Origin of the sequence: Neobacillus driksii (assembly GCF_013409995.1) — a bacterium.
GTDB classification, from domain to species: Bacteria; Bacillota; Bacilli; order Bacillales; family Cytobacillaceae; genus Neobacillus; species Neobacillus driksii.
This window is the reverse complement of sequence record NZ_JACCBX010000003.1, coordinates 351,698-376,577: the sequence shown is the minus strand read 5'-3', so window position 1 is coordinate 376,577 and position 24,880 is coordinate 351,698. Positions and strand designations below refer to the sequence as shown.

Here is a 24,880-nt window from a genome sequence, read left to right as displayed (position 1 = left end):
TTACTAGGTGAATCGATAGAAAAAGTATGAAAGTGAGTGGTCCAAAAATGGATCTATTATCAATAAAAGACCCTTCCTTTTTAAAAGGGATGTCAAATCAAGAATTGGAGGTTTTGAGTCAAGAGATACGACAATTCTTGATTGAGAAACTGTCTGTTACTGGAGGCCATATTGGACCGAATTTAGGTGTAGTTGAATTAACCATTGCCTTACATAAATGTTTTGACAGCCCCAAAGATAAATTTATTTGGGATGTAGGACATCAATCCTATGTTCATAAAATTCTTACTGGCAGGGCTTGTGAATTTGATACATTGCGTCAATTCAAAGGACTTTGCGGCTTCCCAAAAAGGATTGAAAGCGAGCACGATGTTTGGGAAACCGGCCATAGCTCAACATCCCTTTCAGCGGCAATGGGGATGGTCATAGCTAGAGACCTGAAAAAAGAGAGTTCCTTTATTGTACCTATTATTGGCGATGGTGCGTTAACCGGAGGTATGGCGTTAGAAGCATTAAACCATATAGGTCATGAAAAAAAGAATATGATTGTTATTTTAAACGACAATGAAATGTCGATTGCACCAAATGTTGGTGCTCTTCATAATATTCTAGGCCAATTACGTACAGCCGGTAAATATCAATGGGTTAAAGACGAGCTAGAATTGTTATTGAAAAAGGTACCTGCTGTTGGAGGGAAACTGGCAGCAACGGCGGAACGTGTGAAAGACAGTCTTAAATATTTATTTGTATCCGGCATGTTTTTTGAGGAATTGGGTTTCACTTACTTAGGTCCTGTTGATGGACATGATTTTGAAGCTTTATTTGAAAATTTTAGGTATGCTAAAAAAACGGAAGGACCAGTCCTTCTTCATGTTATCACGAAGAAAGGGAAAGGTTTTCATCCTGCTGAAAGTGATACAAAAGGTACTTGGCATGGTACGGGACCTTATAAAATGGATACAGGTGCTTTTGTCAAACCAGATAAGGCACCGCCAGCTTGGAGCAGCCTAGTAAGTGAAACAGTTCGCAAGCTGGCTCGTGAAGATGAGCGTATTGTGGCGATAACGCCTGCTATGCCAGTTGGCTCAAAGCTTGAGGGGTTTGCAAGTGAGTTTCCAGAGAGAATGTATGATGTTGGGATTGCAGAACAGCATGCAGCTACAGTTGCTGCTGGATTGGCAACCCAAAATATGAAACCCTTTTTAGCGATTTATTCTACCTTTTTGCAACGAGCTTATGACCAGGTTGTTCATGATATATGCCGTCAAAATTTAAATGTTTTTATTGGAATCGATCGAGCTGGATTAGTAGGTGCAGATGGTGAAACACATCAGGGCGTATTTGATATTGCTTTTTTAAGACATGTCCCTAATATTATTTTAATGATGCCTAAGGATGAAAATGAAGGCCAGCATATGGTTTATACTGCGATGGCTTATGATGATGGTCCTATTGCGATGAGATTCCCAAGAGGGAATGGTTTGGGTGTACCAATGGATGAAACATTAAAGAGCATTCCAATTGGTACATGGGAGGTTCTGAAGGATGGCGAGGATGCGGCAATTTTAACTTTTGGTACAACAATAACGATGGCTCTTGAAGCGGCAGAAACGCTAGAGAAACAAGGGATTTCGGTAAAAGTAATAAACGCGCGTTTCATCAAGCCTTTGGATGAAAAGATGCTTAATGAGTTATTCTTAAATAATATCCCTATCCTAACCATTGAAGAGGCGGTCCTGCAGGGCGGCTTTGGAAGTTATGTCCTAGAACATGCACATGAAAAAGGATATTACCATCAAGCAATCGACCGGATGGGGATCCCTGACCAATTTATCGAACATGGTGATGTAGAGTCACTTTTAGAAGAAATTGGAATGACTACTGCAGAGGTTGTAAGAAGAATAACTATACTCGCACGAAAAAAACAACAAAGGGCATAACCTATGAAGAATAAAGAACGATTAGATGTTTTATTAGTTGAAAGAGGATTAGCAGAAACGAGAGAAAAAGCAAAACGTTCTATCATGGCCGGTCTTGTTTATACGAACGAAGAAAGGTTAGATAAGCCTGGTGAGAAAGTAAAAATAGATATCCCTCTAGCCATAAAGGGAAATGTTCTTCCTTACGTCAGCCGTGGTGGTCTTAAATTGGAAAAAGCATTAAAGATCTTTGATGTCACAGTTAAAGATAAGGTTATGCTCGATATAGGTGCCTCGACGGGTGGATTTACTGACTGCGCCCTGCAAAATGGAGCAAAAATGTCCTATGCTTTAGATGTCGGCTATAATCAACTTGCTTGGAAGCTGCGTCAGGATGAACGAGTAGTGGTAATGGAAAGAACCAACTTTCGATATGTAACACCTGCAGATTTAGCAGGTGAAATGCCTAATTTTGCAACGATAGATGTTTCTTTTATTTCATTAAAATTAATATTACCTGTATTAAAAACCTTACTTGTACCTGGAAGTGATATTGTGGCACTTGTTAAGCCGCAATTTGAAGCGGGTCGTGAGCAGGTTGGGAAAAAAGGTATTGTACGTGATGAAAAAGTCCATGTACAGGTTGTTAATAAAATTGTTGATTTTGCACTTGGACAAGGGTTTAATGCGATTAATTTATCCTTTTCTCCGATTACCGGTGGAGATGGAAATATAGAGTTTCTCCTCCACCTAAAATGGATGGGGGAGCAGGAAACCGGTCAAAATCAGTTGCCTGAACAGCCTGCACAAATTGTAAAAGATGCTCATTCGGAATTTAAATCTAAACAAGACGTGGAAGGATAAGCCTATGCTTTTCCTTCCTTTTTGGTTTGGATCTTTTTCATAGGCTGTGTTAAAGCAAATTGTTAATTTTGCACCCTGTTGATTGGAACGGAAGGCACGAAGACTCCTGCGGGAGTACGGGGCTGGGGAGACCCCGCAGGCGCTTAAGCGCCGAGGAGGCTCCCCGGCACGCCCGCGGAAAGCGAAGTGCCTCGGGACAGGCAAAGACCGCCTGTCCCTGCGATGATTATTCTAAGAAGCATTCCTTAGTGGAGTGGAAATCAACAGGTTATATTAACACAGCCTTTCGCAAAATATTAATTGTACTTCCTTAGCAAAATGGGCTAACATATGGGTATAAGCGACATTTTTGTACAAGATACGCAAATGTTTTAATAATTACGGGGTGAATCGATTGAATAAGGGTCAACGTCATATAAAGATTAGAGAAATTATCACTGCTAATGATATTGAAACACAAGATGAACTTGTTGATGAATTAAAAAGTGCAGGGTTTAATGTGACACAAGCAACAGTTTCTCGAGATATTAAGGAACTACATCTGGTTAAAGTTCCGTTATTAGATGGGAGATACAAATATAGCCTTCCGGCCGATCAACGTTTTAATCCATTGCAAAAATTAAAAAGATCATTGATGGATGCCTTTGTCCGCATAGATTCCGCAGGTCATTTATTAGTAATGAAATGTCTGCCTGGTAATGCTATGGCAATTGGTGCTTTATTAGATAACCTTGATTGGGAGGAAGTACTAGGAACCATCTGCGGCGATGATACGATATTAATCATTTGTCGTACACCAGAAGATACAGAGACAATAACAAACCGGTTCCTTGACATGCTTTAAAGGGGGAATATACCTTGTTATCAGAATTATCGATTAAGAACTTTGCTATCATTGAGGCCCTTTCCGTTTCTTTTGACAAAGGGCTGACCGTTTTAACAGGAGAAACAGGTGCAGGGAAATCCATTATTATTGACGCTATCCATCTGCTCGTAGGTGGCAGAGGTTCCGCTGAGTTTGTCAGACATGGAGAGGAAAAAGCCGAAATCGAAGGTCTTTTTCAAATTGATGAACACCATCCTTGTCATTCAAAGGCGCTTGAGTTTGGAATCGAAATTGAAGAAGGAATGGTTGTTTTACGGAGAGATATCTCTCGTTCAGGCAAAAGTGTCTGTAGAATCAATGGAAAGCTAGTGACGATATCGACTCTTCGTGAAGTAGGTTCCACACTAGTGGACATACATAGTCAGCACGAACACCAAGATTTAATGGATGAGAGCAGGCATTTACTATTGCTCGACCAATACGGGATTGAAGAAATTTCTCAGTCACAGGCAGAATATCAAGAAGTGTTTCACCGCTATGAACAAACGTCCCAGAAGCTTAAATCATTAAGTGAAAATGAGCAAAAGACAGCGCACCGACTGGATCTCATTCAATTTCAGTTTGATGAGATTCAAAATGCAAAATTAAAGATTAATGAAGATGAACAACTTTTCGAAGAAAAAAGAAAGCTTGCAAATTTTGAGCGAGTATTTGAGGCGATTCAATCCAGTTATAATGCTCTTACGGGAGAACAAAAGGGGCTGGATTGGATTAGTATGGTAATGGGGCACCTTGAAGATGCTGCTTCATTGGATTCCTCTTATAAAGAAATATATGAATCCGTTATGAACAGCTTTTATCAATTAGAAGATGCTTCTCGGACATTAAGGAATGATCTAGACGGATTAGAATATGATCCGCAGCGTTTAAATGAGATTGAAGAACGGTTAAATGAAATTAATCAATTGAAGCGGAAGTATGGAAAAACCATTGAAGAAATTTTAGAATACGCTGCAAAAATCGAAGAAGAAATCGAAACATTGCAGAATAAAGAAACTCATATAGGTCAATTAGAAAAACAATTAACATCCATTAAAAAGGACTTAATTCTTGAGGCTAAGCAGTTAACTGAACTCCGAAAACACTGGGCTGATAAGCTTACTAACTTAATACACAATGAGTTAAAAGAACTTTACATGGCGAAAACTGTATTCGAAATTCGATTTGAAACTATCTTACCCCATTTTTCTAAAAACGGAGTCGATCACGTGGAGTTCTATATTTCCACAAATCCTGGTGAACCATTAAAGCCATTATCAAAGATTGCCTCCGGCGGAGAGCTATCAAGAATTATGCTGGCACTAAAAAGTATTTTTTCAAAGCACCAAGGTGTTACCTCGATTATTTTTGACGAGGTGGATACAGGAGTCAGCGGCAGAGTGGCCCAGTCAATTGCTGAAAAAATATATAATGTAGCTGTTGATTCGCAAGTTTTATGTATTTCTCATTTACCACAAGTAGCGGCCATGGCAGATACTCATCTGTTTATTTCCAAGGTTACTGAAGGCGGCCGGACCAAAACTTCGGTCAGTCCACTTAGTGTGGAGGAGAAAATAAAGGAAATTGGCCGCATGATTTCAGGTGCTGAAATTACTGATTTAACTAAAAAACATGCCGAGGAATTGTTGTTTTTAGCTTCAGAAAATAAAAAAATTGAAAAGCTTCCCAATTAGGGGAGCTTTTTTATGTTGTATCAGGTTATAAATGGCGCAGATGCAGGCAAAATTAAAGATGTAGCCATTTCGATATAAGTGTGAAACAGAAGCGAGGAGAGTGAAGATTTTGAAGTTAGAAATAATTAGAAAGATCATTGGTGGAATTCTCCTTGTTTCATTAATCAGCGTTCTATTTTTTCAGCCATTTCAGCAGTACCTTGATATACCAAAGACCATTACAGTCTTTGAAGGACAAGATTATACTTTCCAAAAGGCTGTACCGGTATCAGCCTCATTAGTATCTCACAATCCAAATATCACACTTGAACAAGATCAAAGCAGCGTTTCCCTAACAGCCAGTGTAGACGGTAAAGATGAAATGTTACTGGAATTTGCAGGAATTCCGGTAAAAAAAGTCGATGTAAATGTCTTAAAGGATTTTAAAGTACAGCCAGGAGGACAGTCCATTGGTGTAAAATTAAACACGGTTGGCGTATTGGTCGTAGGTCACCATTTAGTTAATACCGAAGATGGAAAAAAATCACCTGGTGAAATTGCAGGAATAAAAATTGGTGATATCATTACCGAAATCAATGGAAACAAAATTGAAAAAATGACAGACGTAGCTCCTTTTGTACAAAATGCAGGGCAAAGCGGGCAGGCATTAGATATGGTTATAAGCAGGGAAAGTGGTAAGTTCACAACGAAGCTTACTCCGCTTAAAGATAAGGGCGAAAACTCCTATAAGCTTGGATTATATATTCGTGATTCAGCAGCAGGTATTGGAACCATGACTTTTGTTCATCCACAAACGAAAAAATATGGTGCTTTAGGACATGTTATTTCTGATATGGATACAAAGAAGCCAATAGTTGTAGAAGATGGTCAAATCGTTCGTTCAACTGTTACCTCGATTGAAAAAGGAAGTAATGGTGATCCTGGTGAAAAGCTTGCACGTTTCTCTTCAGATCGTGAAATTGTCGGAAATATCACAAAAAATAGCCCCTTTGGCATATTTGGGGTGTTAAATAGAGATTTAAAGAACGGAATTATGGATAAGCCAATGCCAATAGCCCTTTCTCACCAAGTAAAAGAGGGTCCGGCAAAAATTTTAACAGTTGTAAATGATGACAAGGTTGAAGAATTTGATATTGAAATTGTCAGCACTATCCCGCAGAAATTTCCAGCAACGAAAGGCATGGTATTAAAAGTTACCGACCCAAGGCTTCTAGAAAAAACGGGTGGAATCGTTCAAGGTATGAGCGGAAGTCCTATTATTCAGGATGGTAAGCTGATTGGTGCCGTAACACATGTCTTTGTCAATGATCCAACCTCCGGTTATGGAGTGCACATTGAATGGATGTTAAATGAAGCAGGAATTAACATATATGAAAAACCACAAGAAAAAGCAAGTTAAAACGAAAACGAAACTCCATTACAGCTAGACCATACTAAGAATAAAAACAAAATAGGCGATTCAGCCTATTTTGTTTTACATAAGATTATTCGACAAAAGAATGGAAGAATAAGGCATATATGCGAATTTAGTCGAAATTTAAAGGAAAATAAAGAAAAGATAAGATTTTATCACTATTTTAAGAAATATTAAAAAAACTAGAGGAATTTTAGTTGCATTGTCGAATTTCTAATTTAGAATAGAATTAAGACAATAAAAGATAAACGATAAAATAGAGATATGACCATTTGGATTTGAGGAGGAAATAAAGGTGAAAAAGATTAAAGTTTGTGTCGTTGACGACAATAGGGAATTAGTGGGGTTATTAGAGGACTATATTTCGTCCCAGGATGATATGGAGATTGCAGGTATTGCTCACAATGGTCAGGATTGTTTAGATATGCTTGAATCAACGGATACGGATGTACTCGTTTTAGATATTATTATGCCTCATCTTGATGGATTAGCCGTTCTAGAGCGCTTAAGAGAGTTGAAGAAAGGCGCTATTCCAAACGTTATTATGTTGACTGCATTTGGTCAAGAAGACGTTACGAAGAAGGCTGTAGAGCTTGGAGCGTCTTATTTTATTTTAAAGCCGTTTGATATGGAGAATTTAGGAAATCACATCCGTCAGGTGAGTGGTAAAAGCAGCCAGGTTAGCCGCAAGGTTCCTACCGGAAATTACCGGACACACACTGAACATAAACCAAGGAACTTAGATGCCAGCATTACAAGCATTATTCACGAGATTGGCGTTCCTGCTCATATTAAGGGATATTTATACTTACGTGAGGCTATTTCAATGGTATACAATGACATTGAATTACTGGGATCTATTACCAAGGTATTATACCCTGATATTGCAAAGAAATATAATACGACAGCCAGCCGTGTGGAACGTGCAATCCGACATGCTATTGAGGTTGCATGGAGCCGTGGAAACATTGATTCCATTTCCTCGTTATTTGGATACACCGTAAGCATGTCCAAAGCTAAACCAACAAACTCAGAGTTTATCGCTATGGTTGCGGATAAATTACGTTTAGAACATAAGGCCTCTTGAAAAGATCAATAATAAAAGTAAAAGCCTTCATTTCGGTATGAAGGCTTTTTTCATTAGATATAATGATTATTTATTTTCTTTTTCAAGTTCCATTAATTTTTGAATAAGTATATGCTGAGGCATGTGCATAAGCTTTTCTAACGGAACATTTAATTTTTCGGCAAGTTTAACAGCTGTTTCGGGCGATAATTGTAAAGGTTTCATTGTAAGAACTACCTCCATTCTTTAATTGGGAAGTGAATAAAATGACACAAATATTTGCTCATCGAGGTTATTCTGCACTTTTTGCAGAAAATACTATGAGTGCATTTATAGCTGCAGAAAAAGCAAATGCTGACGGTTTAGAGCTTGATGTCCAATTAACGAAAGACGGTGAAGTCGTGGTCATTCATGATGAAAAAGTTGATCGGACAACAAGTGGCACTGGCTTTGTTAAAGATTTACCTTTTAAAGAGATACGAAAGTTCAATGCCAATAAAAAAGGTGAGAAAAAGGAACCAATTCCATCCTTAATTGAGGTTCTTGAATGGATGCAATCCAATCAATTAGTTTGTAACATAGAGTTGAAAAATAATCTATTTCCTTATGAGGGATTGGAAGAAAAGGTCATTCAGCTAGTTCGAAAATATAACTTAAATGATCGAATTATTATTTCATCATTTAATCATTACAGTATTGTTTTAAGCTATCGGACAGCACCTGAAATCGAGACAGCACCGCTGTTCAATGAGCGAATTTATATGCCATGGATTTATGCACAGTCTATACGCGCAAAAGGAATTCACCCGAAGTTAGTGTCTGTATCTGATGAAATTATCAAGGGTTCAATGGAAAATGGTATAGCAGTAAGACCATATACTGTCAATAAAGAATCAGACATTAACAGGCTTTTAAGAATTAACTGTACAGCGATTATTACTGACGACCCTGTAAAGGCGTTAAAAATAAAGCAACAATTTGAAAAGAGACCGTAAAAGGCCTCTTTTATTTTTTTGTATTAGAAAACCTCGTTTGTACTTTATTTCTCTTTCTATCCCGATGAAAAATAAAGCCGGCAACGAATCCTAATCCACCAATGAATAATATCAGGCCTAATAGAAATTGAAGCCATAAGAAGGGGATTGGGCTTTGAAGAATCCCGAAAGTCATATCGCGCATTAATTTAATGCCATAACCAGCTAAAAAGCCTGGGATAACTAATATAAGTAGAGCAATAATCCGCCTCATAATTAAATCCTTCCAATTGTTTGATCAGTCATAAGAATTATACCTTCAAAAGAAATATTAGTACAAGGATATAATTTGTCAAGGCAAGTAAAAAAATATAGAATAGATAATGAAAAATATTGCATGTTTTCGATTATGTTGGTGTGAAAAAGTTTTCTTTTTCAAATATAATAAAGGGGCGAAAAAATGCAAAATGTGATGATTGTTGGTGCCGGTAAGGGTGGTACAGCGATCCTTAAATTACTCAACGAAACAGAAGTTTTAAACGTTCAGGTTGTGATTGATAGAAACCTTGATGCACCAGGGATTATGTTGGCACAAAGTGAAGGGATCACTACTGGGACAGACTGGAAGCCTTATATAAACGAGCAGATTGATATCATCATTGAGGTAACCGGGAATGAACATGTTTTTCAAGAGTTAAGGAGCATTAAGGACAAGAAAACGGTTCTAATTCCTGGCAGTGTTGCCTTTCTTCTAGCGAAGCTATTAGAAGAAAAGGAAGAGTTAATCGTTAAGCACCAGAATGCTTCCTATCAACAAGAACTAATCTTTAATGCAGCGAATGATGGGATGCTGGTAATAGATTCTACGGGGATAGTGATTCTATTTAATCGACGAGCGGAAGAAATGACCGGTGTAAAACGGGACCAAGCGATTGGGAAAAACGTTGTCGAAGTCATTCCTGAGAGTAGACTTCCATTAATTCTTGAAACGAGAAGAATAGAGAAAAATCAAGAAATGAATTTGGGGAACGGGCGGAAAATTATCACAACCCGCATTCCCATCATTGAAGAGAATGGAACTTTAATAGGTGCATTTGCAGTTTTTAAAGATATCACAGAGGTAGTGAACCTTGCGGAGGAAATTACCGATTTAAAAGAAATTCAAACCATGCTTCAGGCTATTATCCACTCCAGTGATGATGCGATTTCGGTAGTGGATGAAAACGGAAGGGGTCTTCTCATAAATCCGGCGTATACCCGTCTAACGGGTCTTACACAAGAACAAGTGATTGGTCACCCGGCAACAGCAGATATATCCGAAGGCGATAGTATGCATATGAAGGTTCTTCAAACAAGAAGAGCAGTCCGCGGGGTCCCGATGCGAGTAGGAGCTAATAAGCGGGAAGTCATTGTTAATGTCGCGCCGATTATTGTAAAAGGGAAACTAAAAGGCAGTGTTGGCGTTATTCATGATATGTCAGAAATTAAATCTTTAAACCGGGAATTGAATCGCGCACGACAAATCATCCGCACGCTTGAAGCGAAGTATACTTTTGAGGATATTATCGGCAGTTCTGAGGAAATGAAGCTTGCAATTGAGCAGGCGAAGCTGGGTGCTAAAACGCCGGCAACGGTCCTTTTACGAGGCGAATCTGGTACAGGGAAAGAATTGTTCGCCCATGCTATACATAATGCAAGTGATCGAAAATACAACAAATTTATACGTGTTAATTGTGCTGCCATATCAGAGACTCTTCTAGAAAGTGAATTATTTGGTTATGAAGAAGGGGCGTTCTCTGGGGCAAAAAGAGGGGGAAAAAGGGGCTTTTTCGAAGAAGCAAATAACGGAAGTATTTTCCTAGATGAAATAGGCGAACTTTCAGCTAATACTCAGGCGAAATTACTAAGAGTTTTGCAAGAAAATGAAATCATCCGAGTAGGAGGCACAAAACCCGTTCCGATAAATGTTAGAATCATTGCCGCAACCCATGTGAACCTTGAAAAAGGAATTGCAAAAGGTTCTTTTAGGGAAGACTTATACTATCGTCTAAATCGTATGCCAATACATATTCCGCCGCTTCGGAATCGAAAAGAAGAGATTCCTGTATTGTGTGAAAGGCTTATCCAAAAAATTAATCGCGATTACGGCAGAAATGTCGAGGGTGTTGCCCAGGCAGCACTTCTGAAATTAATCAATTATGATTGGCCGGGGAATGTACGGGAACTAGAGAATATTCTTGGCCGGGCAATGATTTTTATGAATTACAATGAAACATTCATTAACATACATCACCTTCCCGAATTAAGGCCTAAAAAGATGGGAACTGAACCACAAGTATCCGCCAATAGCGAACCAATCCAGCAGGATCGTTCCTTAACTGCAATGGTTGAAGATTATGAAACAGAAATTATCCAACAAACGCTTCAACGTTTTAATGGTAATAAGACGGCCGCTGCAAAAGCCCTTGGTTTGTCGGTTAGGAATCTTTATTATAAGTTAGAAAAATACAAACTTGAAAATAATAGCATGCAATAAATTTCATGGTATGAAAATAATTGCACTATCTAATCTGAGTTATAAAGCGTTTTCATAAGTTTTAACTTGGCACCGATATTGCATATTACATTTATGGAGTTGGAGTTGAAGATAGAAAGGGTTGATGACAACTTGTTGCTTGAATCACTAATAGACAAAGCAACCCAACTGGATAATATCACTGTAGCTGTTGCAATCGCAGAAGATGAAGAAGTCATAGAAGCGGTTATGGAGGCATTAAAGAGAAATCTTGCCAATTTTATATTATTTGGTGATAATGAAAAAATTAATACGATATTGAATGTGAGACACAAAGACCAACAAAAAAGTAATAAAAGTCTGACTGTTGTTCATGCTGATTCCAATACCATGGCCGCTGAACTGGCGGTAAGGGCTGTATCGACTAAGGAAGCAACTGTGCTAATGAAAGGGAATATCCCTACGAGCGTTCTTTTAAAAGCAGTATTAAATAAAGAATATGGTTTAAGAACAGGAAATATTCTATCACACGTAGCTGTGTTTGAGATTCCAGGTTACGACCGGTTTACCATCGTTACCGATGCAGGGATGAATATTGCTCCAGATTTAGAGGAAAAAGCGCAAATGATAAGAAATGCTGCAGCCATAGCAAGAGCGATTGGAATAGAATATCCTAAGGTTGCTCCTATAGCCGCCGTTGAAGTAGTGAATCCAGCCATGCAAGCGACTATTGATGGTGCTGCATTAACCGTTATGAATAAACGCGGGCAGATTACAGGCTGTATTGTAGATGGTCCATTAGCATTGGATAATGCCGTTTCTGCTTTAGCTGCCGAACACAAAGGTATTCAAAGTGAAGTAGCGGGAAGAGCTGATATTTTATTAGTTCCCGCCATTGAGGTTGGAAATGTCTTATATAAGTCATTAATTTATTTTGCAAAAGCAAAAGTAGGGGCTGTCATTGCCGGGGCGAAGGCTCCTATTGTATTGACCTCTAGAGCTGATTCAGCGGAAAGTAAGCTATATTCACTAGCACTCGCTATCTGCTCTGTTACCAAATAGATTTTTTAACTTAAGGGAGGATTTTTAACATGGAAATTTTCAAGTACTTAGAACAATACGATTACGAGCAAGTTGTTTTTTGCCAGGATAAACAATCTGGATTAAAAGCAATTATTGCTATACACGATACAACATTAGGTCCTGCCTTGGGCGGTACCCGTATGTGGACATATGAATCAGAAGAAGCAGCCATCATTGATGCATTACGATTAGCAAAAGGGATGACGTATAAAAACGCAGCAGCAGGGCTAAATCTAGGCGGTGGTAAAACTGTTATTATCGGTGACCCTCGTAAGGATAAAAATGAAGAAATGTTCCGTGCTTTCGGCCGCTATATTCAAGGGTTAAATGGAAGATATATTACTGCAGAAGATGTTGGAACAACGGTAGCAGATATGGATTTAATTCATGAAGAAACAGACTATGTCACTGGTATTTCACCAGCATTCGGTTCTTCTGGCAATCCTTCACCTGTAACTGCTTATGGTGTTTATCGCGGGATGAAAGCCGCTGCTAAAGCTGCTTTTGGTTCTGATTCTCTTGAAGGAAAAGTGATAGCAGTTCAAGGTGTTGGAAACGTTGCTTATAATCTTTGCCGTCATCTTCACGAAGAAGGTGCTCAATTAATCGTAACCGATATTAATAAAGAAGCTGTCCAGCGTGCAGTTGAAGAGTTTGGAGCACGTGCTGTAGATCCAAATGAAATCTATAGTGTGGAATGTGATATTTATGCTCCATGCGCTCTTGGTGCAACGGTTAATGACGATACCATTCCACAGTTAAAAGCAAAAGTAATTGCTGGAGCAGCCAATAACCAGTTAAAGGATACTCGTCATGGTGATCTCATTCATGAAATGGGTATTATTTATGCTCCTGACTATGTTATAAATGCTGGCGGCGTTATTAATGTAGCAGATGAGCTTTATGGCTATAACCGTGATCGTGCCTTGAAGAAAGTCGAGACCATCTATGCAAATATTGAAAAAGTTATTGAAATTTCTAAACGTGATGGTATTCCTACCTATTTAGCAGCCGATCGTATGGCAGAGGAAAGAATTGAAAGAATGCGTAATTCCCGCAGTCAATTCCTCCAAAATGGTCATCATATTTTAAGCCGTCGTTAAAAAAACGGAAAGGAAAGAGCGCTGAATAAAATAATTCAGCGTCTTTTCCCCTTTACTAAATGCCAAATGTAAAAAAATGGAGGTCTAATACGTTGCCTGATACTAAATATCGAATACTCGTCATCAATCCAGGTTCCACTTCTACTAAGATCGGGGTCTTCGATAATGAAATTTCCATTTTTGAAAAAACAATCCGTCATGATTCAGAAGTGATAAATTCATTTGATAATATTATTGATCAATATGAATTTAGAAAAACAACAATCCTGGAAACACTGGATAATGCCGGGATTAATATATCGAAGCTGAGTGCAGTTTGTGGACGCGGAGGTTTACTTCGTCCAATCGAAGGCGGCACCTATGCTGTCAATAACACGATGCTTGAGGATTTACGGACTGGTTTTGCTGGTCAGCATGCTTCAAATCTTGGTGGTATTATTGCCTTCGAAATTGCTTCTGGTTTAAATATTCCTTCCTTTATTGTCGATCCCGTTGTTGTGGATGAACTAGAACCCATTGCTAGAATTTCTGGTTTTTCCTTAATTGAGCGGGTAAGTATTTTTCATGCACTGAATCAAAAAGCTGTTGCACGAAGAGTGGCAAAAGAATTAGGAAAAAAATATACCGAATTAAATCTTATTGTTACCCATATGGGAGGCGGGATTACTGTTGGGGTCCATAAAGAAGGCAAAGTCATTGATGTAAACAATGGCCTCCATGGTGATGGGCCTTTTAGCCCAGAACGAGCAGGAACTGTCCCAGCAGGGGATTTAGTTGCGCTATGCTATTCAGGTCAGTACTACCGTGATGAAATAATGAAGAAACTTGTGGGTCAAGGGGGGCTTGTTGGTTACCTTGGAACCAACGATGCTGTCGAAGTTGAAAAACGAATTGAAGCTGGCGATGAAAAGGCGTCTCTGATTTACGAGGCAATGGCTTACCAAGTCGCAAAGGAAATAGGAGCAGCCAGTGCAGTATTAGCAGGAAAAGTGGATGCGATTGTGTTAACTGGCGGTCTCGCGTATAGTAAAGGATTTGTGAAATCCATCACCGATAGGATTAATTGGATCGCAGATACCATTGTCCATCCAGGTGAAAATGAACTTCAAGCATTAGCTGAAGGTGCACTAAGAGTTCTGCGTGGAGAGGAAAAGGTAAAAGAGTATCCTGGTACATTCAAAACAGCAAAAATATAACAATTTGGGGAGGAAATACAGTGTCACAAGAATACGATTTAGTCATTCTTGGCGGTGGAACCGGCGGTTATGTGGCTGCCATTCGTGCCTCTCAGCTTGGCTTAAAAACAGCAATAGTTGAAAAAGGAAAGCTTGGAGGAACATGCCTTCACAAAGGATGTATCCCAAGTAAAGCACTTCTCAGAAGTGCTGAGGTTTATGCGACAGCTAAGCATAGCGAAGATTTCGGTGTCATTACAAGTGAAGTTTCCTATAACTTCGGAAAAGTACAGGAAAGAAAAAATAAAATCATTGAACAGCTTCATAAAGGTGTTCAACATCTTATGAAGCAAGGGAAAATTGATGTGTATGAAGGACTGGGCAGGATATTAGGGCCATCGATTTTTTCACCAATGCCTGGAACGATATCGGTCGAAATGAATAATGGAGAAGAAAATGAAATGCTCATTCCAAAAAATGTTGTTATTGCAACAGGTTCGAGACCTAGAACCCTTCCTGGACTAGAAATTGATGGGGAATTAGTCATTACCTCTGACGAAGCACTAGAGCTAACAAACTTACCTTCTTCTATTATTATTGTCGGAGGCGGTGTTATTGGGATTGAATGGGCTTCTATGCTTTCAGATTTCGGGGTCGAAGTCACTGTTATTGAATACGCAGAACGCATTATTCCAACTGAAGACCAAGAAATCTCTAAAGAAATGCAGCGCCTGATGAAGAAAAAGGGAATTAAACTTGTAACCGGAGCAAAGGTCCTTCCAGAAACACTTGTAAAAGGTGATGGTGTTACGATTTCTGCAGAGGTAAAAGCGGGATTGAAAGAATTTAAGGCAGAAAAACTGCTTGTTTCGGTTGGACGTCAGGCCAATGTCGAGGGGATTGGTCTGGAAAATACAGAAATTCAGGTTGAAAAAGGGTTTATCGGAACGAATGAGTTTTACCAAACAAAAGAGTCTCATATATACGCAATCGGAGATGTGATTGGCGGCCTGCAGCTTGCACATGTCGCATCCCATGAGGGTATAATTGCAGTTGAGCATATTGCTAGAAAAGATCCTTCAGAGCTTAATTATAATCTAGTTTCTAGATGTATATATAGCAATCCCGAGGTATCTAGCGTTGGGATTACCGAGGAACAGGCGCGTGTTAAGGGTCATAAAGTAAAAGTGGGCAAATTTTCATTCCGTGCAATCGGGAAGGCTCTTGTATTTGGAGAATCAGATGGTTTTGTCAAGATTGTTGCTGATGAAGAGACCAATGATATTCTAGGGGTACATATGATTGGTCCTCATGTAACTGACATGATTACAGAGGCAGGATTGGCAATGGTATTGGATGCAACGCCATGGGAGATTGCTCATACGATCCATCCACATCCAACCCTATCAGAAGCGATTGGAGAAGCTGCACTAGCAGTTGATGGCAGAGCAATCCACTCATAATTATTTTAAAGTGAGCAAACGGGAGGTAAAAAATAAATGGCTGAAAATCGTCATCATGCATTAGGTTTAAGTGATGAAAAGGTTTTGGAAATGTATGAAACTATGCTTCTAGCCCGCCGGATTGATGAACGGATGTGGCTATTGAATCGTGCTGGTAAAATACCATTTGTTATTTCATGTCAAGGACAAGAAGCAGCACAAGTGGGTGCGGCATTTGCACTTGATAAGGAAAAAGATTATGTACTGCCATATTATCGCGATATGGGCGTAGTTTTAACATTTGGAATGACACCAAAAGAATTAATGCTCTCTGGTTTTGCTAAAGCGGAGGACCCAAATTCAGGCGGCCGGCAAATGCCTGGGCACTTTGGGCAAAAGAGAAATCGCATCGTTACGGGATCATCCCCTGTAACAACTCAGGTTCCACATGCTGTCGGTGTAGCGTTAGCGGGGAAAATGGAGAGGAAGGATCTCGTGACCTTCGTAACCTTCGGTGAGGGTTCCTCAAATCAGGGTGATTTCCATGAAGGAGCTAACTTCGCTGGAGTTCATAAACTGCCTGTCATTTTCATGTGTGAAAACAATAAATATGCGATATCTGTTCCGATTGAGAAACAATTAGGATGTGAAAAGGTATCTGATCGTGCAATTGGTTACGGTATGCCAGGCTTTACGGTTGATGGAAACGACCCATTAGAAGTATATAAAGTGGTGAAGGAAGCAGCAGAACGCAGTCGCCGCGGTGAAGGCCCTTCGCTAATAGAAACAGTCTCTTACAGACTGACACCACACTCTTCTGACGATGATGACCGTTCGTACCGCGCCCCTGATGAAGTGGCTAAAGCAAAAACAAAGGATCCAATTATTACTTTTGGTGCGTACTTAAAAGAAACAGGTGTAATGAATGATGAGTTGGAAAAAGAAATTAACGATCGTGTGATGAAACAAGTGAATGAAGCCACTGATTATGCTGAGAATGCACCGTATGCAGCACCTGAACACGCGTTGAAATACGTTTATGGTGATAAGTAAGGGGGATGTAACATGGCAGTAATTTCTTATATAGATGCGGTCACAATGGCCATTCGGGAAGAAATGGAACGTGATCCAAAGGTTTTTGTACTCGGTGAAGACGTAGGGGTTAAAGGAGGAGTCTTTAAAGCTACGCAGGGCTTATACGAACAATTTGGTGAAGAGCGTGTAATCGATACACCGCTTGCTGAATCCGCAATTGCCGGGGTAGGAATCGGTGCAGCGATGTACGGAATGAGACCAATTGCTGAAATGCAATTTGCTGATTTTATAATGCCTGCTGTAAATCAAATTATCTCAGAAGCGGCAAAAATTCGCTATCGTTCGAATAACGATTGGAGCTGTCCAATGGTTATTCGTGCTCCATATGGCGGCGGCGTACATGGAGCCCTTTATCATTCACAATCAGTTGAGGCGGTTTTTGCGAATACACCAGGATTGAAAATTGTAATGCCATCAACCCCTTATGATGTGAAGGGCTTATTAAAAGCAGCTATCCGTGATAATGATCCAGTGCTATTCTTTGAGCATAAGCGGGCATACCGGTTAATTAAAGGAGAAGTCCCAGCCGATGATTACACATTGCCAATTGGAAAAGCAGATGTGAAGCGTGAAGGTGAAGACATTACGGTTATTACTTATGGGCTTTGTGTTCATTTTGCCCTCCAGGCAGCTGAAAAATTAGCTAAGGATGGTATTTCTGCACATATCCTTGACCTAAGAACTGTATATCCGTTAGATAAAGAAGCAATCATTGAAGCTGCCTCTAAGACGGGTAAAGTGTTACTTGTTACCGAGGATAATAAAGAAGGCAGTATTATTAGTGAAGTTTCTGCCATTATTGCTGAAAATTGCTTATTTGAGCTAGATGCGCCAATTATGCGCCTGGCAGGACCGGATGTCCCGGCAATGCCATATGCACCAACAATGGAGAAGTTCTTTATGGTCAATCCAGACAAAGTTGAAAAAGCAATGCGCGAATTGGCAGAATACTAATAGGAGGTTGGAATCTTGGTAATTGAACAAATTAAAATGCCTCAGTTAGGGGAAAGTGTAACCGAAGGAACAATCTCAAAGTGGCTGGTTTCTGTCGGGGATAAAGTAAACAAATACGATCCATTAGCTGAAGTTATGACAGATAAAGTAAACGCAGAAGTTCCTTCTTCTTTCACAGGTACCATTAAAGAATTAGTTGCAGAAGATGGTGACACACTCGCGGTTGGAGAAATTATTTGTACCATAGAAATCGAGGGCAGTAATACTGAAGAAGTAAGTGGTAGTGAGCAAAAAACGGATGTGTCTGAAACAGTTGAGGTTCCCAATCATACAGATCAGGGTAACAAAGCCCGTTATTCACCTGCCGTTCTAAAGATTTCTCAAGAACATGGAATTGATTTAACACAGGTGACAGGCACCGGTGCAGGCGGCCGTATTACACGAAAAGATTTATTGAAATTAATTGAATCTGGTAATATCCCAACGGCGGGAGCAACGGCAGCAGCACCTAAAAAGGCTGAGGAGGCTCAACCTGCTGCAGTACAAGAAACTGTACCATCTGTTTCAACTCAGCCAGCTGCAGCTCCGAAGCAGCCAGTTCCTGCTCCGAGTATCCCTGTTGCAGCAGGCGATATCGAAATACCGGTAACAGGAATCCGTAAAGCAATTGCTGCGAATATGCTGCGCAGTAAGCATGAGGCACCGCATGCTTGGACCATGATAGAAGTGGACGCAACCAATCTTGTAGAATACCGCAATTCTTTAAAGGATGAGTTTAAGAAAAAAGAAGGTTTTAATTTAACATTCTTTGCATTCTTTGTTAAAGCTGTGGCACAAGCATTGAAGGAATATCCTCAAATTAATTCAATGTGGGCTGGTGATAAAATTATCCAAAAGAAAGACATCAATATATCGATTGCTGTAGCAACGGATGATGCCTTATATGTACCGGTTATTAAACATGCAGATGAGAAAACCATTAAGGGAATTGCCCGCGAAATTTCAGAGCTCGCTAGTAAAGTAAGGAATGGTAAACTTCGTTCTGAAGATATGCAGGGTGGAACCTTTACCGTAAATAATACTGGCTCATTCGGATCCGTTCAATCTGCCGGGATTATCAACTATCCCCAGGCAGCCATTCTACAGGTCGAATCAATTGTTAAGCGCCCTGTCGTGATGAATAATGGAATGATTGCCGTTCGCGATATGGTGAATCTATGTATGTCACTCGATCACAGAGTATTAGATGGACTTGTTTGCGGTCGATTCTTACAGCGAGTGAAAGAAATTCTTGAAAATACATCAAAATCTACTACATCAATATATTAGTAAATAACCGCCGCCGATTTGGCAGCGGTTATTTTTATTGCCTGATATGTCCATCTATCTTACAATAAAACTAAGTTAAATTTATTGAATATTAGTTTAATTATGAGTTCAAGGAAGGGGGATGCTGCGTTTGGATAAATTTCGGAATCAATCTTTTCCTTTAAAGACAGAGGAGGATTGGAAAGCAAAAGCAGAAGAATCTTTAAAGGGTAAAAGTATTGAAACATTAAAAAGCAGTACATATGAAAAAATAATTTTGAAACCGCTTTATTCTCGACAGGATGCTCAGAAAGAACCAGACTATCCAGGAGGATCAGATTTTCGCAGAGGCATTGATTCATTAGGATATGTAACAAATGATTGGAAGATAGCACAGCGAATTTCATATCAATCGGTTGCCGAATTAAAGGAAAAGCTCCAAGGGAGCATTGAAAAAGGACAAACCGCGCTCTCATTTGAAGTTTCAGAGGATCTTTTTGAATCAAAAGAAATGATATATGACATACTGGGAGATTTACCGTCTAAATTCCCGTTTGCCATTAATGGGAAAGGCCTACAATCAGCGTTTTTAGCAGCATTAACAGAACGTGAGACAAGCGCTAATCAAGTTAGCGGTTATGTTGGCAGCGACCCATTCTCTTTGTTTGTGGAGGAAGGATTCATCGCAGAAGAAGTTTTCAAGGTTTGGATGGATGATATAAAGCTTGCAAATGAAAAACTGCCAAATTTACGGACAGTTTTAATCAATACCTCTGCCTACCATCAAGGCGGTGCCAATGCTGTTCAAGAGTTGGGAATTGCAGCCGCCGCCGGTACATTCTATCTTCAGAGTCTATTAGATAGAGGTATGAAGTTAGAGGATGTTCTTAGAAGAATGATTTTTCAATTCTCAATTGGCAGCCATTTCTTTATGGAGCTAGCCAAACTACGTGCAGCACGTATTCTATGGAATAAGATTACGCAAGTTTATGGGGCAGATCCTAAGGACCGGGGAATGCTTATTACTGCAGAAACGTCTTCGTTCACAAAAACAGTTTATGACCCATATGTTAACATTCTTCGTGCTGGAAATGAAGGATTCGCAGCAGTAGTCGGAGGAGTCCAATATCTTCACATAACTCCGTTTGATGATATAACAGGTAGTTCACAGCTTTCAGAACGAATTGCAAGAAACACGCAAAACATTCTAAAGGAAGAAGCATATTTACAGAAAGTGGTCGACCCTGCCGGCGGCTCCTGGTACGTAGAAGCGTTGACAAAGGAGCTTGCAGAAAATGCATGGCAGTATTTTCAGCAGATTGAAGTAAAAGGCGGTTTGTTGGAAGTATTAAAATCGGGCTGGTTACAAGAAGAAATTACAGCTGTTCAGACCAAACGGGAACAGGATGTTTTTACAAGAAAACAAAGTATTGTTGGAACCAACATGTATGCAAATCTTGCTGAAGCAGCTGGTCCCGCTTCAGTACAGAGATATAATAACTATTTATATGGTGAGCGTTCTACTAGAATTAACATTAGGAAAATAAACAACGTGAGATTATCAGAACCATTTGAAAAACTGCGTAAACTAAGTGAAGAGATTAAAAATAAATCTGGTTCTAAACCAAATATCGGCATGATTTGCCTAGGCGAGTTAAAAAACTATAAACCTAGGTTAGATTTTATGAAAGGATTCGCAGCTGCTGGGGGGATTGAAGCGGTCGATAGTGGTTCTATTACCTCGCTGGAATCTGCCAAACAATTTATTTTAAGACAAGATACAAAATATTTTTGCTTTTGTGGAAGCAATAACCAATATGAATCATTTGGACACGAAATTCTATCAACACTTAATATAGAATTACCGGATTTAACTTTTTACTTAGCAGGTTTGCCAGAAAAAGACTTGCAAACAAAATGGGCAAGTGAAGGGATCAAGCAATTTATTCATATAAACAGTGACTGTTATGATATTCTTTCGAACATTCTTACAGAAATGGAGGTGGCACTAGATGAGCGTACAAAAGCCTGATTTCGAAAATATTTCCTTGTTTGCTGAACATGACTTCATTACGAAAGAACAATGGCAGCAACAGGTGAAAAACGAGATAGATACCTCCATTGATGATTTATTGTTTGAAACGAATGAACAAATTCAACTAAAACCACTCTATACATCTGATGACCGTGAAGGGATTCAGCATTTAGATGACCTGCCAGGGATTCCGCCATATACTCGTGGACCCTATCCAACCATGTATGTGAATCGTCCATGGACGGTAAGGCAATATGCAGGATTTTCGACGGCTGAGGAGAGCAATGCGTTCTATCGACGCAATCTGGCGATGGGTCAAAAAGGCTTGTCTGTTGCCTTTGATTTAGCGACACATCGCGGCTATGATTCTGACCACCCGCGTGTTGTTGGGGATGTCGGCAAGGCTGGGGTTGCTATCGATTCGATTCTTGATATGAAGACCCTTTTTGATGGGATCCCTTTGGATCAAATGTCAGTATCCATGACGATGAATGGTGCGGTTTTACCGATTCTTGCTTTTTTTATTGTTACAGCTGAGGAACAGGGAGTAACACAGGATAAGCTGTCCGGAACAATTCAAAATGATATTTTAAAAGAGTATATGGTCCGTAACACATATATTTATCCACCTGAGATGTCAATGAAAATTATCGCAGATATTTTTGAGTATACCTCAAAATATATGCCAAAGTTTAATAGTATCAGTATTTCTGGCTATCATATGCAGGAGGCGGGTGCGCCTGCTGACCTGGAATTAGCCTACACTCTTGCTGATGGGTTGGAGTATGTAAGGACAGGGCTGAAGGCTGGGATTGACATTGATAAATTTGCTCCAAGATTGTCCTTTTTCTGGGCAATAGGAATGAATTATTTTATGGAAGTGGCTAAAATGCGGGCTGCTCGTTTAATCTGGGCAAAAATGATGAAATCATTCGAGCCGAAAAATGAGAAATCAATGGCACTCAGAACTCATTCCCAAACATCAGGTTGGAGTTTGACGGAGCAAGACCCATTTAATAATGTCATTCGTACCTTACTTGAAGCACATGCTGCGGCAATGGGACATACGCAATCCCTCCATACCAATGCTTTGGACGAAGCGATTGCCCTCCCAACTGATTTCTCAGCTCGAATTGCCCGTAATACACAATTATTTTTACAAGAAGAAACGCGTATCACCAATGTAATTGATCCTTGGGCTGGATCTTATTATGTTGAAAAGCTGACACAAGAATTGGCAGAAAGAGCTTGGACGCATATTGAGGAAATTGAAAATCTAGGCGGTATGGCTAAAGCGATTGAGACAGGTCTTCCAAAAATGAGGATTGAAGAGGCTGCTGCAAGGAGACAAGCTCAAATCGACTCAGGAAAAGAAACGATAATTGGTGTAAATCGATATCGTCTAGAAAAGGAAGAAGCAATTGATATATTGGATATTGATAATACTGCAGTTCGGTTAAAACAACTAGAGAAATTAACTAGCTTAAAAGCAGGCCGTGATGACACAAAGGTGGCAGCAGCTCTAGCAGCTTTAACAAAGGGTGCTGAAACGGGTGAAGGCAACTTGTTAGAACTTGCAGTTCAAGCTGCAAGAGTTCGCGCCACCTTGGGTGAAATATCCGATGCGATTGAGAAGGTTTCAAGTAGACATAAAGCTGTGATACGTTCTATTAGCGGGGTGTATAGTAAGGCATTTTCAAACGAAGAGGAAATTACTGAAGTTAAAAAGATGACAGATGAATTCCTCGAGAATGAAGGCAGGAGACCAAGAATTCTAATTGCAAAAATGGGGCAGGATGGACATGACCGTGGTGCCAAGGTCATTGCCACCGCCTTCGCTGACCTAGGGTTTGATGTTGATATCGGTCCATTATTCCAGACCCCGGAAGAAACGGCCATGCAGGCAGTAGAAAACGATGTTCATGTTATCGGAATGAGCTCATTGGCCGCAGGTCACAAGACTTTATTGCCACAACTTGCGCTTGAGTTAAGAAAGCTCGGCCGTGAAGACATATTGATCGTCATTGGCGGTGTAATCCCAGCACAGGACTATCAATTCTTATATGACAATGGAGCAGCGGCTATTTTCGGACCAGGAACGATAATCCCAGTTGCTGCCCAAAAGGTGATAAAGGAAATTTATAAGCAGCTTGGCTATGAGGAAGTGGAAAAATAGATGTCTGAGGATCTGAAACCGGAGTGGAGCGACCCGAATGAACCGGATAAATTCTCAAGCGTAATTAAACGGGGTCTGGAGCTGGAAGGTCAGCCAGTCACCATTGAGAGAAGCACCGTCTTTCAGAAACGCAAGTCTATGGAACCAACGATTGAAGCATTAGTTGATGGGGTTCTCGCGAGAAATAGAGGCCAGCTCGCCCGCGCCATCACACTAGTTGAAAGTAATGCTGAACAACATTTTCATAAGGCACAAGAACTTCTCCAAAAGCTCCTGGCCCACAGTGGTAAAGCGATTAGAATTGGGATAACGGGTGTGCCTGGTGCTGGAAAAAGTACATTTATCGAAGCGTTTGGCACCTATCTATGCGACCTAGGTTTACGCGTGGCGGTGCTGGCGATCGATCCGAGTTCGAGTTTGTCGGGTGGAAGTATTCTTGGTGATAAAACGAGGATGGAGCAACTGTCGCGAAATCCAAGGGCTTTTATCCGGCCATCACCAACGGCTGGAAAGTTGGGTGGAGTCCATCGAAAAACGAGAGAAGCGATGTTAATTTGCGAAGCTGCTGGCTTTGATGTGATTTTGATTGAAACCGTCGGAGTGGGCCAAAGCGAAGTAATTATTAGAGACATGGTCGACTTTTTCATGCTCCTTGTCCTAACTGGTGCCGGTGATGAATTACAGGGTATGAAGAAAGGGATCATGGAGCTGGCCGACGCCGTCCTTGTTCATAAAGCAGATGGATCCAATAAAGAAAAAGCGGAGCAGACAAGAAAAGAGTATAGCCGTATCCTTCATTTCCTTCAACCAGCTACAAAGGGTTGGGCGTCCAAGGCTTATACCTGCTCTTCTATAACAGGCGAGGGTATTAAAGAGGTTTGGGATGTTATTAAGGATTTTGAGGAGAAAGGAAAATCTTCTGGGGTGTTTGCTGAGAGACGAAAAGGGCAGCAGCGTGATTGGATATATTCTCTCATAACCGATCAGCTGCACTACAGCTTCTTTCACCATCCGGAAGTTAAACTCAAATTACCTCAATTAGAAAATGAAGTAATGGCTGGAGAAAAAACGGCTGCAACCGCTGTGGATATACTCTTCCATACCTTTCTATCAAGTAAAAAGTAGTGGCCATTAATTTATTGAAAATCTTTCTCATTGAAAAAGTTCCTATAAATTTGAAAGAAACACATTGTTACTG

General features: G+C 40.0%; 20 protein-coding genes. 18 read left to right on the top strand and 2 right to left on the bottom strand.

The window, feature by feature from the left end:
- Positions 1-47: 47 nt before the first annotated feature.
- From dxs to spo0A, 6 genes are all read left to right on the top strand, one after another.
- The gene (dxs, locus tag F4694_RS08145) at positions 48-1,940 is read left to right on the top strand and encodes a 1-deoxy-D-xylulose-5-phosphate synthase (RefSeq protein ID WP_179596672.1); all 1,893 of its coding nucleotides are present in this window, start codon (positions 48-50) and stop codon (positions 1,938-1,940) included.
- 3 nt (positions 1,941-1,943) lie between these two features.
- Positions 1,944-2,783: a TlyA family RNA methyltransferase gene (locus F4694_RS08140; protein ID WP_179596670.1), complete on the top strand. Its 840-nt coding sequence runs from the start codon at positions 1,944-1,946 to the stop codon at positions 2,781-2,783.
- Positions 2,784-3,177: 394 nt separating this feature from the next.
- Positions 3,178-3,627 (top strand): transcriptional regulator AhrC/ArgR, encoded by a 450-nt coding sequence (gene ahrC, locus F4694_RS08135; RefSeq protein ID WP_034673247.1) that lies wholly within the window; start codon positions 3,178-3,180, stop codon positions 3,625-3,627.
- 14 nt (positions 3,628-3,641) lie between these two features.
- Complete coding sequence (gene recN, locus F4694_RS08130) at positions 3,642-5,342, top strand: DNA repair protein RecN (protein ID WP_179596669.1); 1,701 nt, start codon at positions 3,642-3,644, stop codon at positions 5,340-5,342.
- Positions 5,343-5,442: 100 nt separating this feature from the next.
- A complete protein-coding gene (spoIVB, locus tag F4694_RS08125) occupies positions 5,443-6,741 on the top strand; it encodes a SpoIVB peptidase (RefSeq protein WP_374757416.1) in 1,299 nt (432 codons plus the stop codon).
- 310 nt (positions 6,742-7,051) lie between these two features.
- Positions 7,052-7,843: a sporulation transcription factor Spo0A gene (gene spo0A, locus F4694_RS08120; RefSeq protein ID WP_179596665.1), complete on the top strand. Its 792-nt coding sequence runs from the start codon at positions 7,052-7,054 to the stop codon at positions 7,841-7,843.
- Positions 7,844-7,909: 66 nt separating this feature from the next.
- Here spo0A and F4694_RS08115 read toward each other — a convergent pair whose 3' ends face one another.
- Positions 7,910-8,047 (bottom strand): YycC family protein, encoded by a 138-nt coding sequence (locus tag F4694_RS08115; protein WP_179596663.1) that lies wholly within the window; start codon positions 8,045-8,047, stop codon positions 7,910-7,912.
- Positions 8,048-8,088: 41 nt separating this feature from the next.
- On the opposite strand from F4694_RS08115, the gene F4694_RS08110 reads away from it, so the two are divergent.
- Positions 8,089-8,817 carry a glycerophosphodiester phosphodiesterase gene (locus F4694_RS08110; protein WP_179596662.1) on the top strand — a complete coding sequence of 243 codons (729 nt, stop codon included), beginning with the start codon at positions 8,089-8,091 and terminating at the stop codon, positions 8,815-8,817.
- 10 nt (positions 8,818-8,827) lie between these two features.
- Here the strand turns inward: F4694_RS08110 and F4694_RS08105 are convergent, their stop codons facing one another.
- Positions 8,828-9,070, bottom strand: a complete 243-nt coding sequence (locus F4694_RS08105; protein ID WP_179596660.1) for a DUF2627 domain-containing protein — start codon at positions 9,068-9,070, stop codon at positions 8,828-8,830.
- A gap of 186 nt (positions 9,071-9,256) precedes the next feature.
- Here F4694_RS08105 and F4694_RS08100 point away from each other — a divergent pair, with 186 nt between their 5' ends.
- The 11 genes from F4694_RS08100 (at position 9,257) to meaB (ending at position 24,807) form a co-directional block, all read left to right on the top strand.
- Complete coding sequence (locus tag F4694_RS08100; protein WP_179596658.1) at positions 9,257-11,332, top strand: sigma-54 interaction domain-containing protein; 2,076 nt, start codon at positions 9,257-9,259, stop codon at positions 11,330-11,332.
- Between the two features lie 93 nt (positions 11,333-11,425).
- Complete coding sequence (gene yqiS / locus F4694_RS08095) at positions 11,426-12,373, top strand: phosphate butyryltransferase (protein ID WP_179597109.1); 948 nt, start codon at positions 11,426-11,428, stop codon at positions 12,371-12,373.
- A 29-nt stretch (positions 12,374-12,402) separates the two neighbouring features.
- Positions 12,403-13,497 (top strand): branched-chain amino acid dehydrogenase, encoded by a 1,095-nt coding sequence (bcd, locus tag F4694_RS08090; RefSeq protein ID WP_179596656.1) that lies wholly within the window; start codon positions 12,403-12,405, stop codon positions 13,495-13,497.
- A gap of 59 nt (positions 13,498-13,556) precedes the next feature.
- Positions 13,557-14,693, top strand: coding sequence for a butyrate kinase (gene buk / locus F4694_RS08085; RefSeq protein WP_374757415.1), 1,137 nt, complete (start codon positions 13,557-13,559; stop codon positions 14,691-14,693).
- A gap of 20 nt (positions 14,694-14,713) precedes the next feature.
- Positions 14,714-16,135, top strand: coding sequence for a dihydrolipoyl dehydrogenase (gene lpdA, locus F4694_RS08080; protein ID WP_179596652.1), 1,422 nt, complete (start codon positions 14,714-14,716; stop codon positions 16,133-16,135).
- A 36-nt stretch (positions 16,136-16,171) separates the two neighbouring features.
- Positions 16,172-17,167: a thiamine pyrophosphate-dependent dehydrogenase E1 component subunit alpha gene (locus F4694_RS08075; protein WP_179596650.1), complete on the top strand. Its 996-nt coding sequence runs from the start codon at positions 16,172-16,174 to the stop codon at positions 17,165-17,167.
- 12 nt (positions 17,168-17,179) lie between these two features.
- Positions 17,180-18,163 (top strand): alpha-ketoacid dehydrogenase subunit beta, encoded by a 984-nt coding sequence (locus tag F4694_RS08070; protein WP_179596648.1) that lies wholly within the window; start codon positions 17,180-17,182, stop codon positions 18,161-18,163.
- 15 nt (positions 18,164-18,178) lie between these two features.
- Positions 18,179-19,492, top strand: a complete 1,314-nt coding sequence (locus tag F4694_RS08065) for a dihydrolipoamide acetyltransferase family protein (protein WP_179596646.1) — start codon at positions 18,179-18,181, stop codon at positions 19,490-19,492.
- A gap of 121 nt (positions 19,493-19,613) precedes the next feature.
- Positions 19,614-21,503 (top strand): methylmalonyl-CoA mutase subunit beta, encoded by a 1,890-nt coding sequence (locus tag F4694_RS08060; protein WP_374757414.1) that lies wholly within the window; start codon positions 19,614-19,616, stop codon positions 21,501-21,503.
- Positions 21,484-23,682 (top strand): methylmalonyl-CoA mutase, encoded by a 2,199-nt coding sequence (gene scpA / locus F4694_RS08055; protein ID WP_179596642.1) that lies wholly within the window; start codon positions 21,484-21,486, stop codon positions 23,680-23,682. The genes F4694_RS08060 and scpA overlap by 20 nt, the downstream gene beginning before the upstream one ends.
- On the top strand, positions 23,683-24,807 hold the full coding sequence (gene meaB / locus F4694_RS08050) for a methylmalonyl Co-A mutase-associated GTPase MeaB (RefSeq protein WP_179596640.1): 1,125 nt from the start codon (positions 23,683-23,685) through the stop codon (positions 24,805-24,807).
- Positions 24,808-24,880: the final 73 nt, after the last annotated feature.

Bases quoted from the DNA above. Each gene is read 5' to 3' on its own strand.
- bcd (WP_179596656.1), top strand. From the start codon at position 12,403: ATGGAAATTTTCAAGTACTTAGAACAATACGATTACGAGCAAGTTGTT.
- F4694_RS08105 (WP_179596660.1), bottom strand. From the start codon at position 9,070: ATGAGGCGGATTATTGCTCTACTTATATTAGTTATCCCAGGCTTTTTA.
- scpA (WP_179596642.1), top strand. From the start codon at position 21,484: ATGAGCGTACAAAAGCCTGATTTCGAAAATATTTCCTTGTTTGCTGAA.
- F4694_RS08075 (WP_179596650.1), top strand. From the start codon at position 16,172: ATGGCTGAAAATCGTCATCATGCATTAGGTTTAAGTGATGAAAAGGTT.
- F4694_RS08110 (WP_179596662.1), top strand. From the start codon at position 8,089: ATGACACAAATATTTGCTCATCGAGGTTATTCTGCACTTTTTGCAGAA.
- yqiS (WP_179597109.1), top strand. From the start codon at position 11,426: ATGGAGTTGGAGTTGAAGATAGAAAGGGTTGATGACAACTTGTTGCTT.
- F4694_RS08140 (WP_179596670.1), top strand. From the start codon at position 1,944: ATGAAGAATAAAGAACGATTAGATGTTTTATTAGTTGAAAGAGGATTA.
- buk (WP_374757415.1), top strand. From the start codon at position 13,557: ATGCCAAATGTAAAAAAATGGAGGTCTAATACGTTGCCTGATACTAAA.
- F4694_RS08115 (WP_179596663.1), bottom strand. From the start codon at position 8,047: ATGAAACCTTTACAATTATCGCCCGAAACAGCTGTTAAACTTGCCGAA.
- F4694_RS08070 (WP_179596648.1), top strand. From the start codon at position 17,180: ATGGCAGTAATTTCTTATATAGATGCGGTCACAATGGCCATTCGGGAA.
- dxs (WP_179596672.1), top strand. From the start codon at position 48: ATGGATCTATTATCAATAAAAGACCCTTCCTTTTTAAAAGGGATGTCA.
- meaB (WP_179596640.1), top strand. From the start codon at position 23,683: ATGTCTGAGGATCTGAAACCGGAGTGGAGCGACCCGAATGAACCGGAT.
- F4694_RS08060 (WP_374757414.1), top strand. From the start codon at position 19,614: ATGCTGCGTTTGGATAAATTTCGGAATCAATCTTTTCCTTTAAAGACA.
- F4694_RS08100 (WP_179596658.1), top strand. From the start codon at position 9,257: ATGCAAAATGTGATGATTGTTGGTGCCGGTAAGGGTGGTACAGCGATC.